Below are 14,054 nucleotides of genomic sequence, written 5' to 3' on the forward strand. Positions count from 1 at the left end.
CCTCCTCAAGCGGAACTACCTCCCGCCAGAGGTCTTCTACGAAGGGTTCGACCGCTACAAGCGCAAGAAGCTCTTCGAGAAACTCGACCTCGACGACGCCGGGCGCGTCTACGACAAGGACGACGAGGCACCCTACCGCGACCAACTCCGGGACATCGCCGGCATCGAGCGCGACGAAGCTGCGGAGGTCTCCCAACAACGGAGCGACGAGTACATCCAGCGCTTCTCGCGCTCGCAGGCTTCTAACATCGTCAAGCTCCTCCGCGACGACGCCTCGGAGATCAACCTCAACAGCGCCGGTCTCACCGACATGGCCGAGTTCCTCACCCGGTTCGAGCCCGCAGTCGTCGAAACCGCCGTCGACGTCGACGCCGGCGACGCCGATGCGGACGAACTCAAACGTGTCCGTGCCGATGTGGCGGACGACGAAGACGGGTCGGACGCCGATACCGACGGCGAGGAGTAAGCCCCCATGTCGACCGCGCCCGACGACGTCCGGTATGCAAGCGTCGAGGCCGTCCTCACGGCCGCGACCGACTCCGACCCGTCGATGGCGGCTCAATGGGAGCGCGACCGGGCGAAACGCCGAGCAGTCGCAGCCACCGAGACGTGGGTTCGCGAGACTGGGAAAGCGTTCCACGCCGTCCGCGTTGGCGACCCGAACGAACCGCGAACATGGCCTGTCTTCGACGTCCAAGACGCCGTTTCGTGGTCACCAGCGACGATCATCCTCGACGAACAACCGCTCCCGATCGACGCGGTCGAAGGCGATGCGATCGAGGTTCGCGATGGCCGAGACTCGTGGGACGACATCACCGCCGAAGAGGGCGACTCGTGGACACTTGACTATCGCCGCAAGCGCCTGCGGATCCACCGCCGACGCTTCTCCCGAAAGCCATGGGACGACCCGAACACGCGGTTCTGCCGGCTGACGTATCGCTACGGCCCGCTCGACGAGACTGTGACGATGACTGACGGCCTCGTCGAAAGCGTCCCCGAAGACGTCGCCGAGGCAGTCGCAGCGAAGGCGGCAATGCGGCTCACCCTCGACGACAACTCCGAGCGTGGACTCCCGGACGACGGCCAGCTGACGAGCCGCGGGTCGAAGCGGGCTGCGCTCAAAGAGGAATGGGAAGACACGGTGGCCAACTACACCGGTTTCTCAACGCTCTGACCATGGAACTCGAAGCCGACTTCGAGGACCTCGCAGAGGAAGCGCTACTCGCCAACGTCGCCGCAACGCTTCGCGACGAGTATGGGCCACTCCTGAAAGACGCCATCAAGGAGAACTTCAAGGCGTACGCCGCCGCGAACGACTACGACATCTCCTTCGTCTGGGACGCTGCCAGCGACCCTGTCGTCGAGCGAACTCGTCGCTCTGTCCACCTTCGACTTGAGTGGCCAGGGCTCACCGCCCTCTTCGAACTGGGGGTTGAGCCGCACACTATTACTGGAAATTTACACTTCTACTGGGCTGAGAAAGACATGTGGATTCAGACAGATTCCGTCAACTGGGGGAGTGAGACCGGCGGAATCCCCGAGTCCCGGGCGATCCGAAACGGGCTCGAGGACCTCCGCCAGGAGATCCAGCAATGACGCTCGTCGAAGACGTCCTCGGATGGGTTCAGGCCGACTTCGCGGGCGGGTTCCCTAGCGACCTGGAGCGGGTCAACCGCGACGACTCGAACAAACTCGACGCCGGGATGCGGTCTCGGAAGCAGGATCTTCAACGCTCAAACCTCGTCGGCGTCGGGTCGGTCCGAACGGATCCCACCGCCGTCGGGACCGAGTACGAACACAAGCAGGACGCAATCCTCTCCTGTCGTATCGAGGGGCTCCACGAAGACCAGCGCGGCCACATCGCTGACGGCGATGCGTTCGAAGCCCTCGTCCGGAACGTCAGGCTCGCTATCCTCACACATCGCGAGTACCCCACGACGTCGACGCCGGCGACCTACCACACGATCCTCCTCGAAAACGAGCGCAACGACTCGAAGAACTACCGAGATTTCTACCAGTACTCGTTTGACATCCGCTTCCGCGGATACGACGACTTCAGCTAACAACCATGTTTTCCACACACGGTGGAGGTGAACGATGAGCGCCGGCGCTGGGAGCAGCACCGTAGCGTTTACGCCCGAACCGTCGTTCGGGAGCGACCCGGACACGGAGACGGCGACGTTCTACCTCCCGTTCAAGAACCCGACCGTCGGAGAAGCATCGCTATCGAATGAACTGCGTCGCCTTCGCGACCCTGACTCGGCCGTGAGCGTCGGCTCGCTCGCCCAGAACTTCGAGGGGGCGCTTAGCATCTCGGGAGAACTCTCGACGAACGACTGGCATCAGCTCGTGTTCAACAACGACACGAACACTGGGTGGGAGCCCGGCCGCATGCCTTCGTCTCGCTGGTACCTCGGCGTCGACTACCTCGACGGCGCGGGAACTGGCACGACCGAGCGTGAGCTGGCGATGTGCATCGTCACGAACGCCCAGATCACCTACCAGCAGGGCGGGGCGGTCACCCTCGATCTGACGATGATCTACGGCGACGAGCCGGACCTTTCGACGAGCATCACGCCGTCGAGTGTCCAGAAGCCCACCGACAGCGACGTCGTCGCCTTCCACGGTTTCGATGTCAGCGTCGACGGCGCGACCGTCTCGAAGCTTCAGAACGCGACGCTTCAGCTCTCGCCGAACGCCCGATTCCATCGTGGCGCGGACCGTCACCCGGTCGCCGCCGTCATCGGAGACGTCACGCCGACGCTCTCGACGACGGCCATCTACTCTGGACCGGAGGCTGTCGAGCGGGCGTACGGTGCATCGGCCGCAACGACGCCAGCCGACCGTCTCGACTCGGTCGGCGGCACCGTCACGACGACGAACGGCTCGGGGACGACCACGACGTACAATCTGACTGGACTCGTCCCGCAGTCGTACAACTGGCAGGACCTCATCGCCGCCGACAGCGACCTCACAGAACCCGTGACCTACAACGTCGACGACGTCACGGTGGCCTAATTATGCCGCTCCGAACACAGCGCTACGACCTCACCGACGAAATCGAACGCATCGACGACGAACTGGCTGATCTCAAAGCGACGAGGCAGGACCTCATCGACGCCGATGAGGACAAGCGAGACGCCATCGGTCAGGTCAACCAACGAATCACGACGCTCGAAGCCGAACAGCGTGGCGCTCGGTGGGCGCGCGACGAAGCTCATCTGTCGCCGAGTGAGGGCGGTGTCGAAGTCTGGGATCACTCTGTCGACACCCTCGAGTTCGCCGCGCTCTCTGCAGGTGAAATCGCAGAAATCTTCAGCGAAATCACGAACCGGACCCAACGCGTCGTCAATATCCACATGGTCGCTCAGGGGACCGTCGACGCACCGTATCACGACAGCGATGCATCGTACGACGAGCGCGTCGAGACGGTCGGGGGCGGTCTTCCGGCCGCGTTCGTCAAGTTCGCGTACAACCGCATCAACAGCCTCTCGACGGTGGGAAATCCCGCCGGGACCGCCTCCAAGCGTTCGCCCGCGGAGACGCGGTCCCAGACGCCGACGAGCAACTGACGGCTGACTACCTCGTCGGCCTCGCAATGGCGCACGGTCACCCGCCAGAACAAGCTCGCAACTACTCGATGCGCGACCTCGAATTAATGGAAATCGTCTCCCACAATACTGGAGGGCTCCTTAATGGCTGAAGACCAAGAATTCGGTGCAGGCGCGACGCTCGCCGTCGACGTCGATCGCGCAAGCCTTCGGCACACCCGCGACGTCATCCAGGATACGGTCGGTGACCTCGATGTCACGGTCCGACCCGGTGGCGCGTCGGCAGCTCGTGTCGACGGCGGGGGCGTCGGTGGGGGCGACCTCTCGTTGTCCGCGGCCGTCGACGCAGTCGAGCGCCACGGCGAAATGCGCTCGAAGGAGGCAGCACTCGGCCGGCAACTCGCCGCTGAACAGCTCGAAGTCCAGCGCCACATCTGGGAGACTGTCGGAGATATCGCTGAGACAATGGACGACGGCGGCCTCATTGGGGGCGCTGTCGGTGACCTCCTCGTTGAGGCCGGCGGCGGCGCTGCGGGCGAAACCGCTGGTGCGGTCGCGAGTGAAATCCCCGATACGATCGGCGACATCCTCGGAACTGCGGCCGGGGAGGTCCTCGGGAAAGCGGTCAGCGACCTCCTGCCGACCGGTGGGTCGTCGGTCTCGATCACGAAACCGGAGTGGGTCCCCCTCAAGGTCGAATCGCCCGGCGACGTGGACGTCAACACACCGAGTGATCTCGACGTGCGAGAACCAGACTGGGCGCCACTCGCTGTTCAAGAACCCGAGTTCGCGGTCGGCGTCGACCGCCCCGACTGGAAAGTCAAAGTGGATGACCCCTCGCCGCTGCGTGTCGAGACACCGGTGCTTGAAGTCGAAGATGTTCCACCTCTCGAAGTCGACATGAGCCTCTCTGTCGCAGGTGGTGGCGGTGGTGGTGCAAAAAGCACGGGTGAATGGTTCCGTGACAACGTTGAAGCACCACTTCTGGGCGACGGTATCGCCGAGTCCGAGCGAAAGGCTTCCAACTATTTGCTCAGGAGAATCGGCGTAACTCCAACAGACACCACTCCTGTCGGCCAACCATCGCAGGGGTCTCGATCGGGAGGTTCTACAACCGCTTCAACGACCATCGACTACGGCCCGACGTACAACTTCAACTTCGATACTGATCGCATTATCCGAGAACTAAAACAAGCACACCGAAGAGACGTCAACAACATCGAGTCGCGTCTCGACAGCGTCGAATCAGATGTCGATTCACTCCAGCGGGCCCTACGTGGCCGGTGATTATTCGTCCTGAACTACCACGTACGTCCCTGCGATATACTTCTCAAACAACCGCTTAGCCAGGACGTACACAATCGGTAGTGCGATTAGGGCGAGAATCGCTAAAACCAGACTCTGGAAGTAGGCGAAGAAGACGCCGGCAAGCACGACACCCAACGCCAAAGCAACAGCGGCTTTCACAGCCGATTTCGCCAGGCGAGTCCAGTCAGTTTCTGACATTTTACGGTACTTTCTACTCCGCCAGAATAAGCGTACCCCCACGAACAGCCCGCTAATCGACTCACGACCGCAGTAACGACTTTTCATACTCAACATGCCCACACGACTTACTGGAGCCGTCCTCGAGGTCGACGCGAACCTCGGTGGCCAGCAACGAACTGGAATATTTTCCTTGAGGAAGGACTTCAACCTCGTCAGCGACCTCAGGCGCGAATATCTCGTCGGACCAGTTGGTGAACTCGGGGCACGCTTGATCGGTGTTCTTGAGGACGAAACTGGTGAGCAGGCTCTCGATGGCGTCGGGACCAACCGCAAAGGGTTCGTGATCGACGCCGGGGCCGGGACACGGTCGTACGAGATCACCGTCTCTCTATCGGAAACTGAGTTTGGTGACCTCGGGTACCTCCAAATGGGAGACACGGGAGACGAGACAACGTTGACCGCGTACGATGCGACTGGTGCTGACGGTAGAGATCAAGATTCAGTTCTCGGACGGTATCTCGAAGAAGCGACAACTGACTCAGCTAATCCGGCGTTCCTCCACATCGGCCACTATCACGACGGAACATACAGCAGCGACGGGGAAGCGGGACTCTACGGCAAGCCGCGGCCGGTTCACATCCCAGAGGGGCCGCGGGTAGTGGAGTCCGACGACGAACCGTCGACCGTCGAGGTCCAGATCACGTGCCACGTCGTTGGCTCGTTCGCCGGCCCCATCGACAAAGCGGTTCAGGAGGCCTTCTAACATGCGTCGTCGACTCTACACACTCAAATCGAGAGATGAAGCAACGGCTGCGCTCGGCAGCGACAGCCGACGCAACATCGCCAGCCAGTCGGCGCTTTCCGGCGGCGTCTCGGTCGCCGAAGCGGTCTCTCTGGAGCCAGGGCAGATCCGATTCGAGTTCTTCGTCTCCGGAGAGGGCTCAGACTACATCGCAAACGCGTTCAAGGAACTCCTCAACTCGGACTACCAGGAGATCCCGTTCTTCGGCGTCACGAACGAAACCGAGTTCGACGGGTACTACGTCCCCGAATCTGGGTCGACGCGCCCGCTCGATGCCCAGGTCGTTGGCGAGATCCACCGCATCAACGCCGTGCTTTCTGAGGCGGGCACCAAGGCGTCGCACCTCCGTTCCCTCCAGACGACTCCGGCAGACGTAGCGAACGACTTCGGGAACGACCAGACACGCGAGCTCGCACTCCCGTCGGCGGCGAGCAACTCGAAGTGGTTCGACCCGGACTCGGAATCGTGGACGTCTGCCACGCCGACCGCCACGCGAACCACGCAGTTCGGCGACGTTGACGTCTTCGACCCGGCCGACGCCCCCACGACGAAGACCGAACTTCTCTACGACCTCCCGTACGACCAGGCCGGGCGGACGGACACGCGCGTGTGGGACTCGCGAGGCGTCTCGAAACTCGACGCTGACTCGAACGTCCAGTGGGCGAAGGTGTTCGTCCCCTCCCACGAGTTCGCCGGCGAGATTATCGTCGAGAATGGGCTCGTGCGCCTGACGATGGACGATGCGGCCCAGACGATCACCGCCGCGACGTGGGACGCCGGCAACTCCGAGTGGTCGACCGTGTCGCTCGGCACCTCGGACTGGGACCTCGTCGACGTCGACCTCACGCACATCGGCCCCGTCGCGGTTGAAGCGCAACTCCTGTTCGAGGATTCGGCGTCGGGCGACCAACACACCCAGAACATGCGGCTCTCGCGAGGGGCGACGGACGTCCTCTTCACGAACCCCTCGAATGAGCCGACGACGACGCCGTCGGGACTCATCACGCTGCTCGGCCCGATTGCATCGACGTCGATCGAATCGGCCCAAGAGTCACTCGGCCTTCGCGAACGATGGCAGGTGCGTCGATAGATGCCCACAGAGACTTTCTCGTACACCGGCGCAGAACAGACGTGGACCGTCCCGGCGGACGTCACGCAAATTCAGGTCGAACTGTGGGGAGCGCGCGGCGCACAAGCGTTCGACGAGGCGTCTGGACGCGGCGGACGGGTGAAAGGAATCCTCGATGTGACGCCGGGCGAGACGCTCCGCATTTATGTCGGCGAACAACCGACGAATGCTCCCGATGGAGGGTGGAACGGTGGTGGGACCGGTGGTAGCTCGAATTCAGACACTGGCCGCGGAGGCGGCGGGGCGACTGACATCCGGCAGGGCGGGTCGACGCTTTCGGACCGTGTCGTGGTTGCCGGCGGCGGGGGAGGGTGGACGACCGGCGGCGCTGCCGGCGCTGGCGGCGGCCTCGTCGGCGGCGATGGAGCCGACGGCGACGTGCCGGGCGGCGACGGGGGGACGCAATCAGCCGGCGGTACTGGCGGCGATAACGGCCCCGAATCCGGCGACGATGGCGCGTTCGGCGTCGGCGGCGACGGCGGCGTGGGCGACGGGAACGGTGGCGACGGCGGTGGCGGTGGCGGTGGGGGTTGGTACGGCGGCGGCGGTGGGGCGGGTGCTGACTCAACACGGTCGGTTTCGCAATTCGACGGCGGCGCTGGCGGTGGCGGGGCGAGCTACGTCGCCGGCCTCACAACCCTCGATGCCAACGAGCAGGGCGTCCGTGACGGCGATGGCGAGTTGGTGATAACCTATGAGTCGCAGCCAGACGCGCCAACGAACCCGTCGCTAACCGAGCAAGCCGACGGCAGTGTCGACGTCTCGTGGACTGACAACGCGACGACCGAGGCGGAATATCGCATTTTCATTTCGCAGTCGGGCGCTGCCGGTCTCTCGGACACGCTCGTCGCGACCGAGCCGGCAGACGCGACCTCGACGACCATCGTTGACGCGGACATCCCCGACGGCGTGACGAATTATGTCGCCATTTATGCGTGGGACGACCTCGGCGGCTATTCGGACCCCGCGCGCGACTCGTTCCAAACGGACCTCCCGCCGGCGACGGAACTCTCAGCGACTGGCATCGGGCCAGGGTCGGTCGCTATCTCGTGGACGGTCAACGCCGACAACGGCACGCAAGCGGTCGAATACCGCCGCAGTTCTGACACGTCGTGGACGACCGCTGCGACCGGGCTCGCACTCTCGACGGCGAGCTACGAAATCGGCGGCCTACTCAACGGCGAGCAGTACGACATCCGCATCATCACCGGCACGAACGAGATGGCCGTGGAGGACCAATAACATGCCAATCACAGTCACGACCGCGCTTCCCGATGCCCAACAGCCGACGCTCGGCAACGGCGTCGAGGACGCCGTCGACGTCGACTGGACGCCCACAACGAACTACGGCGCCGTCCGGGTCGAGTACCGGACGACGACCGACGGCACGGCGGACGCGTGGCAACTCCACGCCGAGATTGCGGTCGGGGCCTCCCAGACGGACATCACGGGACTCCCAGACGGCGAGCAAATCGACGTTCGCATCCGCACCCAGACCGAGCACGTCACGGGTGCGTGGACGGCCATTGAGTCGATCACGACGCAGTTCCCGGGCGCGGCGAACCTCCGGACCACGACCGTCGGCCAAACAAGCGTCGCCCTTGCGTGGGACGACAACGCCGACAACGAGGATGGATTCCGCGTGATCCGCGAGGAAAAGCGCGTCGGGTCGTGGACTGCCCAAGACGTGCTCAAGGACCTCGACCCCAACATGACCTCGATCACCGACGACACGGTCCGGCCGTCCAGCGAGTATCGCTACCGCATCGAGGCCTACACGGAGGACGCCCAGGCGACGTCGAACGTCATCACGGTCACGACGTCGCCGAGTGGCCTCGAGACGAGTCGCGTGCCGTCGTCGGGCTGGTACGTCGAGGTCGACCATCCGTCCGGGCGGACGCTCACTCCACAGGTCGTGGGGTCGCCGGTCTGGTCGCCGGTCGTTCGCGGGCAGCCACAGGTCCGCATTCCGGTCGCGCGCAACGACAAGTGGTTGCTCGACTCGTTCGACGACGCTGACATCCGCGTGTGGAAAGACGGCCGGAAACTCCCGATTGACACGCTCAAACGGCGGTCGCACTCGGACTCGGCGACGCAGCTCATCGCGACCGGTGGAGAGGAGTTGACTGGGCGCGTCCAAGCGGAGTTCGACATCGAAGAGATCCACACGGCTGCAGAGACACTCGTTGAGACGCACACGGGCTACGTCGCGAACGTCGACGCACCGGACACGACCACCGAACAGGACGTCCAAGTCGCTGGCTATGCGGGTGCGACCGACCTCGAAAACGCTCTGCTTCGAGCCATCCCGGCAACGTCGCCGTTGAAGCCGACGGCGAATGGTCTGTCTCGACATCCGGTTGCGGACCCACGTGACGCGCTTTACTCGCGAGATTTGGGTCAGAATGACACGATTGACGGCGATGCGTACAACCGTGGTCAGGCGTGGTACGGAACGTCGCCGACGCACTTCGACGAGTTCGAAATCTCATTCGGCCACGACATCCCTGCCGACCGCGTGGGTATCAAAATCCGCGACGAGCTACTCGGGGGCTCCGACGTCGACATCAGATGGGATGGGACAACTATCGATTCGGTCACCGGGACGAGCAAATCTCTTGGGTGGACCGAAGTCGGGATGGACAGCTACTACTCTTCGTCTGGCGGATATCAGCAAGTCATCGGCCAAGACCTCACCGCCGGCCAAACCTACACACTCCAGATCAACGTGCAGGGCTCGTCGCAGTATGTTGCCGATCTCATCTGCGTCTACGACACGAAGTACCCGCCATCGTTCCCCAATCCCGATGCGGCGACGAACGCCGGCGGGACGCTCTCTGCACCCACACCCCATCCGGGGACGGTCAACGCCGTGTTCGACGATGTTGAGACGGTTCGCGCGGTAGTTGGTGGACAGGTGACAGTGACGATGGACGACACGTCGGGTGACCAAGCGATCGCCCTGTCGAATGACTTCGGAACAACGTGGACATCGGCGACGAACACCTCAACACTCGACACGTCGTTCGCAAGCGCCGGTGGGTCGCTTCGAGTCCGAGTTTCGATTGGGAGCTACGGCACGCAATCGACGTTCCCGACGGACAACACCACTGCCCAGGAGCTCACGGAAGTCGACCTCTTCGCGGACCTCGAGGACACTCCGCTCGTCATCAACGAGCGGTTCGACGACTCGCTGGAGTCGATTCTCGCGACGCTCGCCGACCGCGCAGACGCCTACTGGGAGGTCGCGATCGACGACGGGCAGATCTCTATCGAGTGGGCCCAGTCGGGACAACGCTCGTCGACGCTGTCGGCGTCGTCGAAGTCCTTCGAGGTCGAACGCCAGACCGCCGACCAGTGGGAGCGCATCGTCGTGAAAGGGTCGCCGCAGCGACGGTCTGGCGAACGCGTCGTCGCGGACTCCGGAAACGCGGTGTCGCTCGACCACGATAACCTGCTCCTCGGGAAGGAAGCCGTCATCGACCCCGACACAGGCCAACAGTTCGTGAGTGGTGTCGACTACGAACTCGACGCCTCTGCAGGGACGCTGACGGCCACTGCAGAGGGCGCCCTCGACGACGGTGTTGAGTTCGTAGTCGACTACGAATACGAGACAAAAGGATCGTACGGCTCGGGCTCCGCGACCGCCCAGACGACAAAGACAGTCGACATCCCTGGCTTGTCGACCGACCGGGCGTGTGGCCTCGCCGCACTCGTCATCTTCGAACAGGTGAACGAGCCACTCCAGGAGGGCACGCTCTCGATTAGCGATGTGCCTGCGGGATGGTCTGTCCTCGAGGAGATCGACCCGGATGTGTTGCCCGACGCGCTCGGCCCGTGGCAACCCAAAGACGTCGAAGCCTCTCCGGGCGGTGCGAACATCCGCCTCGGGTCTCGGGACTCGGTGGGCGACGTCGTCGGAGATATCCGGTCCCGTGTGTCGGCGGTGAGTCGGCGGGCCTGAGAAAACACCGTGGTGGACGGTGTTGCCCCATCCATGTCCGAGGCGAGGGGCACCCACCAATCCCGCGGCAATGGCTTATGCGTTCTGTTGGGCGATGACCTCCGCTGCGACTCGCTGAGTCGCACGAGCGAGCCCACTCCTCCACCCACCACCCGTTTTCCAGACCAATGAAACTCAAAGACTGGCTCATCGCCGCTGGCAGCCCCAGCGAAGACTCACACGCGTTTGATGGCTTCCTCAGCTATCACGCTGAACCACACGCGGCAGGCCTCGGCCTCGCGGCAGGCTTTCTGTTCGGCGCAACGGGCGACGAGCGACTGTTGTCTGTTGGCGCGGGCATCGCCATCGCGGCGCTCCGCGGGGCCGACAAGAAGGCTCCGACGGCCGTCCTCGCCGACGTCGCCCAGGAACCGCACTACTTTTTCGGTGGTGTCGTCGCCGGCGCGATCGTTGGCTACGCGGCCCGGCTGTTCTGAACAACTGAAACAACTGAGCAATGACGCGCGTCGTGATTCCGGCGACGTGACCGAGCGCGAACGGATGATTCACAATGAGTGACAAATCGAGAAATCTCGCACCGTTGAGCAACGGGGACATCCCGCTGTCGACGATGGTGCGGGTGATGGCCGACGAGGTTGAAGAAGTATCGAACACAGCTGAGCTGCAGCGCCGAGCGCCGACCGACGGCCGTGTCGCAGAGGTCACCGCCAGCGACCTCCAAAACGACGAGAAAATCTATCTCGGTGACGGAGACCAGTGGCTGCTCGTCGACGACGAGTCTGGGATTAGCACGCCAGGAGTGACTTTTGGTGATACTGCAGGTCCATGAGTATGCTTATGTCTGTGAAATGTGATTCGCAAACAGAATGTGTGCTCGGCTCACACGAAGGGAGTTGCTGGTCGTCGTTGGGGCGACGGCCGGGCTCGCAGGGTGCAACGGAACGGAAGACGAGACAGAGACGGCAACGTCGACGTGGACCAACGGGACGCGGACGATCGCCGTCCCGACGGAGACGACGACAACCGTCTCTGCGACGTCAACGGCAACAGCGACGTCAACGACCACGATCACAACAACATCAGACGACGACAGCGATGACGACGACGATTCATCGTCGGGTGGCGGCGGTGGCACCACGACGACAACGACGCAAACGACGACTTCGACGCCGTCGGAAGCGGTCCTCGACGTCGAGTCGGACGAGACAGAGACGGCGTCGGGAACAGCGTGGTTCGACGCAATCGAGTGGGACGATGGCGGGCGGCTCGTCATCGAAGCAAACGCGGGATTCGGACTTGCAGACACGGAGGCCTAAATGACTGACATCGAAATTCGGAACGAAAACGGACAGCTCGTCGGCTACGATCGGGACACTGGAGACAAGGTTCCGATCAGCTTCGAATCGCTAAATGCAGAGAAGGCACTCATCTCAGGACGAACGCACGAGTCACCTGTTTACGTACCGAGTTCGACTGCTGGACTCAACGACGGTCTCGTAACCCACTATCGGTTTGATAATGTGTCGAGTGGCACGGTCAAAGACCTTGCTGGCGACTCGGATTTGTCGGTTAACGGGGACTCTGCAACGACTCGCGGCATTGTTTCTGACGCGTACCAGTTTCACGACTCAAACGATTATCTCATAACGAACTCACACCCTGCCCTTTCTGGGGGTGACGGTTTTACCATCTCCGCTTTCTGTCGTGTCTATTCACCGACTGCATCTCCCGGCAATTTCACAACTTTTCTCCAAAAACGCCCACGGAACCAAGGAGACAATCAAGCAGAGTTTCAACTCCTCATATCACACTCCAATTCTTTCGGAGTCAGCTCTGCGCCGTTCAATGACCGCATTCAATTCGCATGGGGTGACGGGTCAAGTAGTAACGCAGTTGCGGCACCACAGACGACTGGACGCGGCCCGATGTACCATATCGCGGTTCGGTTCGAACAAGATGTTAACCCGGCTCTTTCGAACCCGCACCGTGTGACGATAATGGTCAACGGACGGGTATGGCACACCGAATACGTCTCGACTATCCCGAAAGCCCAAGACGGTCAGATGCTTGCTATCGGGACCAAATTTGCAGGTAATGGGACTGTTGACGACGCAGGGAAGGGTTCTGTTGGTGAGGTGCGCCTTTACGACAAACCCAAATCGCTCACCGCGATGAGAGAGATGGGGCGCTATGCGTTCCCTGCGTCTGAAACCTTTGTCGCGCAGTATCTCGGCCCCCACACCGAATCTGGGACGACAATAGACATCGACACGTCGAACCCGAAATTCACGGACCCAGTGCCACGATGGGACTCGTCAGAATCGGACCCGCTTCGGATTCTACTCTACAACGGCACGGGCGAAAAAACCGAGTTTTGGACGGCAAGCAGTCTCGACGACACCGACTGGACGCGGGTGAATGGAGACGTGACAAGCGGATTCACACCCGATGGAACGCTCACGCTGCAAGACTGGATAGAAATAGACGGTACGTATTACGTCTATGGGACTGATTCGTTCCAGACCAGAGTGTTTTCAGGCCCCGACTTCGGAAACCTCACTCACCAAGCGTCTATCGTTGACGAACCAGACGGCGGTGTCTATTACGAAGAGTCAACTGGGGAAATCCATCTCTACACCGAAGACCCAGACGAGGCAGTTGGTGTCGGGTCTGACAAGCTGTCTCATTACGTCAGCACATCGCCAACGAGTGGATTCAGTAAAGTTGGGACCGCCTTGGACATTACTGACCGTTCGTGGCACACGGGAGACCCAGACATCAAGATGATTGACGGGGTGTATTGGATGCACACCGACAATACGAGTGCCCACCCCCACTATGGAACAGCACTCGCACGGTCTGAAGACCTCTATTCATGGGAAATCGTCCGAGAAGACGTGAAAGAAGCCAAAGGCGGGGACTTGTCGCTGTTCTTCAACGATGACGAACGACAGTGGTACGCAGCAGCCGAATACATCGAAGAAAATCTTGATTCGGCTCCTTACGGTGGTGTTGGGTTCTATAAAGTCGATAAACAGATGTTGGGCTAACGCAACATCCTAGGCGCGTATTGACAGGGTAATCCGACACCAACCTTTCTGAAAATAACGGGCGAAAAAA

Annotated in this window: 15 protein-coding genes and 1 pseudogene; 15 read left to right on the top strand and 1 reads right to left on the bottom strand. The window is 62.0% G+C overall.

Going from position 1 to position 14,054, the window contains the following annotated elements:
• The 7 genes and pseudogenes from DEQ92_RS20185 to DEQ92_RS23290 all read left to right on the top strand — a co-directional run.
• A pseudogene (locus DEQ92_RS20185) lies at window positions 1–466 on the top strand (hypothetical protein); the annotation flags it as partial.
• Between the two features lie 6 nt (window positions 467–472).
• The gene (locus tag DEQ92_RS20190) at window positions 473–1,174 is read left to right on the top strand and encodes a hypothetical protein (protein WP_115821598.1); all 702 of its coding nucleotides are present in this window, start codon (window positions 473–475) and stop codon (window positions 1,172–1,174) included.
• A gap of 2 nt (window positions 1,175–1,176) precedes the next feature.
• Window positions 1,177–1,596, top strand: coding sequence for a hypothetical protein (locus tag DEQ92_RS20195; protein WP_115821599.1), 420 nt, complete (start codon window positions 1,177–1,179; stop codon window positions 1,594–1,596).
• On the top strand, window positions 1,593–2,063 hold the full coding sequence (locus DEQ92_RS20200) for a hypothetical protein (RefSeq protein ID WP_115821600.1): 471 nt from the start codon (window positions 1,593–1,595) through the stop codon (window positions 2,061–2,063). Before DEQ92_RS20195 ends, DEQ92_RS20200 begins: the two co-directional genes overlap by 4 nt.
• 34 nt (window positions 2,064–2,097) lie before the next feature.
• Entirely contained in the window at window positions 2,098–3,018 is a 921-nt protein-coding gene (locus DEQ92_RS20205) for a phage tail tube protein (RefSeq protein ID WP_115821601.1), read from the top strand.
• A gap of 2 nt (window positions 3,019–3,020) precedes the next feature.
• Window positions 3,021–3,572, top strand: a complete 552-nt coding sequence (locus DEQ92_RS20210; RefSeq protein WP_115821602.1) for a hypothetical protein — start codon at window positions 3,021–3,023, stop codon at window positions 3,570–3,572.
• A gap of 123 nt (window positions 3,573–3,695) precedes the next feature.
• Window positions 3,696–4,838 carry a hypothetical protein gene (locus tag DEQ92_RS23290; protein WP_147299515.1) on the top strand — a complete coding sequence of 381 codons (1,143 nt, stop codon included), beginning with the start codon at window positions 3,696–3,698 and terminating at the stop codon, window positions 4,836–4,838.
• Here the strand turns inward: DEQ92_RS23290 and DEQ92_RS20220 are convergent, their stop codons facing one another.
• The gene (locus DEQ92_RS20220) at window positions 4,839–5,057 is read right to left on the bottom strand and encodes a hypothetical protein (RefSeq protein ID WP_115821604.1); all 219 of its coding nucleotides are present in this window, start codon (window positions 5,055–5,057) and stop codon (window positions 4,839–4,841) included.
• Window positions 5,058–5,151: 94 nt separating this feature from the next.
• Here DEQ92_RS20220 and DEQ92_RS20225 point away from each other — a divergent pair, with 94 nt between their 5' ends.
• The 8 genes from DEQ92_RS20225 (at window position 5,152) to DEQ92_RS20260 (ending at window position 13,984) form a co-directional block, all read left to right on the top strand.
• On the top strand, window positions 5,152–5,802 hold the full coding sequence (locus tag DEQ92_RS20225; RefSeq protein WP_115821605.1) for a hypothetical protein: 651 nt from the start codon (window positions 5,152–5,154) through the stop codon (window positions 5,800–5,802).
• Window position 5,803: 1 nt separating this feature from the next.
• A complete protein-coding gene (locus tag DEQ92_RS20230) occupies window positions 5,804–6,931 on the top strand; it encodes a hypothetical protein (protein WP_199522946.1) in 1,128 nt (375 codons plus the stop codon).
• A complete protein-coding gene (locus DEQ92_RS20235; protein WP_115821606.1) occupies window positions 6,932–8,212 on the top strand; it encodes a glycine-rich protein in 1,281 nt (426 codons plus the stop codon). It abuts the gene before it with no gap.
• Between the two features lies 1 nt (window position 8,213).
• On the top strand, window positions 8,214–10,934 hold the full coding sequence (locus DEQ92_RS20240; protein ID WP_115821607.1) for a fibronectin type III domain-containing protein: 2,721 nt from the start codon (window positions 8,214–8,216) through the stop codon (window positions 10,932–10,934).
• A 167-nt stretch (window positions 10,935–11,101) separates the two neighbouring features.
• A complete protein-coding gene (locus DEQ92_RS20245; RefSeq protein WP_115821608.1) occupies window positions 11,102–11,410 on the top strand; it encodes a hypothetical protein in 309 nt (102 codons plus the stop codon).
• A 74-nt stretch (window positions 11,411–11,484) separates the two neighbouring features.
• Complete coding sequence (locus DEQ92_RS20250) at window positions 11,485–11,763, top strand: hypothetical protein (RefSeq protein ID WP_115821609.1); 279 nt, start codon at window positions 11,485–11,487, stop codon at window positions 11,761–11,763.
• 37 nt (window positions 11,764–11,800) lie between these two features.
• On the top strand, window positions 11,801–12,250 hold the full coding sequence (locus tag DEQ92_RS20255; RefSeq protein WP_115821610.1) for a hypothetical protein: 450 nt from the start codon (window positions 11,801–11,803) through the stop codon (window positions 12,248–12,250).
• Complete coding sequence (locus DEQ92_RS20260) at window positions 12,251–13,984, top strand: LamG-like jellyroll fold domain-containing protein (protein ID WP_115821611.1); 1,734 nt, start codon at window positions 12,251–12,253, stop codon at window positions 13,982–13,984.
• The last annotated feature ends 70 nt before the right edge of the window (window positions 13,985–14,054 follow it).

The sequence above is a fragment of the Haloferax sp. Atlit-6N genome (assembly GCF_003383195.1).
Lineage (GTDB): Archaea > Halobacteriota > Halobacteria > Halobacteriales > Haloferacaceae > Haloferax > Haloferax gibbonsii.

Coding starts and splice junctions, on each gene's coding strand:
- DEQ92_RS20250 (WP_115821609.1), top strand. CDS start 11,485: ATGAGTGACAAATCGAGAAATCTCGCACCGTTGAGCAACGGGGACATC.
- DEQ92_RS20205 (WP_115821601.1), top strand. CDS start 2,098: ATGAGCGCCGGCGCTGGGAGCAGCACCGTAGCGTTTACGCCCGAACCG.
- DEQ92_RS20235 (WP_115821606.1), top strand. CDS start 6,932: ATGCCCACAGAGACTTTCTCGTACACCGGCGCAGAACAGACGTGGACC.
- DEQ92_RS20230 (WP_199522946.1), top strand. CDS start 5,804: ATGCGTCGTCGACTCTACACACTCAAATCGAGAGATGAAGCAACGGCT.
- DEQ92_RS20260 (WP_115821611.1), top strand. CDS start 12,251: ATGACTGACATCGAAATTCGGAACGAAAACGGACAGCTCGTCGGCTAC.
- DEQ92_RS20195 (WP_115821599.1), top strand. CDS start 1,177: ATGGAACTCGAAGCCGACTTCGAGGACCTCGCAGAGGAAGCGCTACTC.
- DEQ92_RS20190 (WP_115821598.1), top strand. CDS start 473: ATGTCGACCGCGCCCGACGACGTCCGGTATGCAAGCGTCGAGGCCGTC.
- DEQ92_RS20240 (WP_115821607.1), top strand. CDS start 8,214: ATGCCAATCACAGTCACGACCGCGCTTCCCGATGCCCAACAGCCGACG.
- DEQ92_RS20245 (WP_115821608.1), top strand. CDS start 11,102: ATGAAACTCAAAGACTGGCTCATCGCCGCTGGCAGCCCCAGCGAAGAC.
- DEQ92_RS20255 (WP_115821610.1), top strand. CDS start 11,801: ATGTGTGCTCGGCTCACACGAAGGGAGTTGCTGGTCGTCGTTGGGGCG.
- DEQ92_RS20210 (WP_115821602.1), top strand. CDS start 3,021: ATGCCGCTCCGAACACAGCGCTACGACCTCACCGACGAAATCGAACGC.
- DEQ92_RS20200 (WP_115821600.1), top strand. CDS start 1,593: ATGACGCTCGTCGAAGACGTCCTCGGATGGGTTCAGGCCGACTTCGCG.
- DEQ92_RS23290 (WP_147299515.1), top strand. CDS start 3,696: ATGGCTGAAGACCAAGAATTCGGTGCAGGCGCGACGCTCGCCGTCGAC.
- DEQ92_RS20225 (WP_115821605.1), top strand. CDS start 5,152: ATGCCCACACGACTTACTGGAGCCGTCCTCGAGGTCGACGCGAACCTC.
- DEQ92_RS20220 (WP_115821604.1), bottom strand. CDS start 5,057: ATGTCAGAAACTGACTGGACTCGCCTGGCGAAATCGGCTGTGAAAGCC.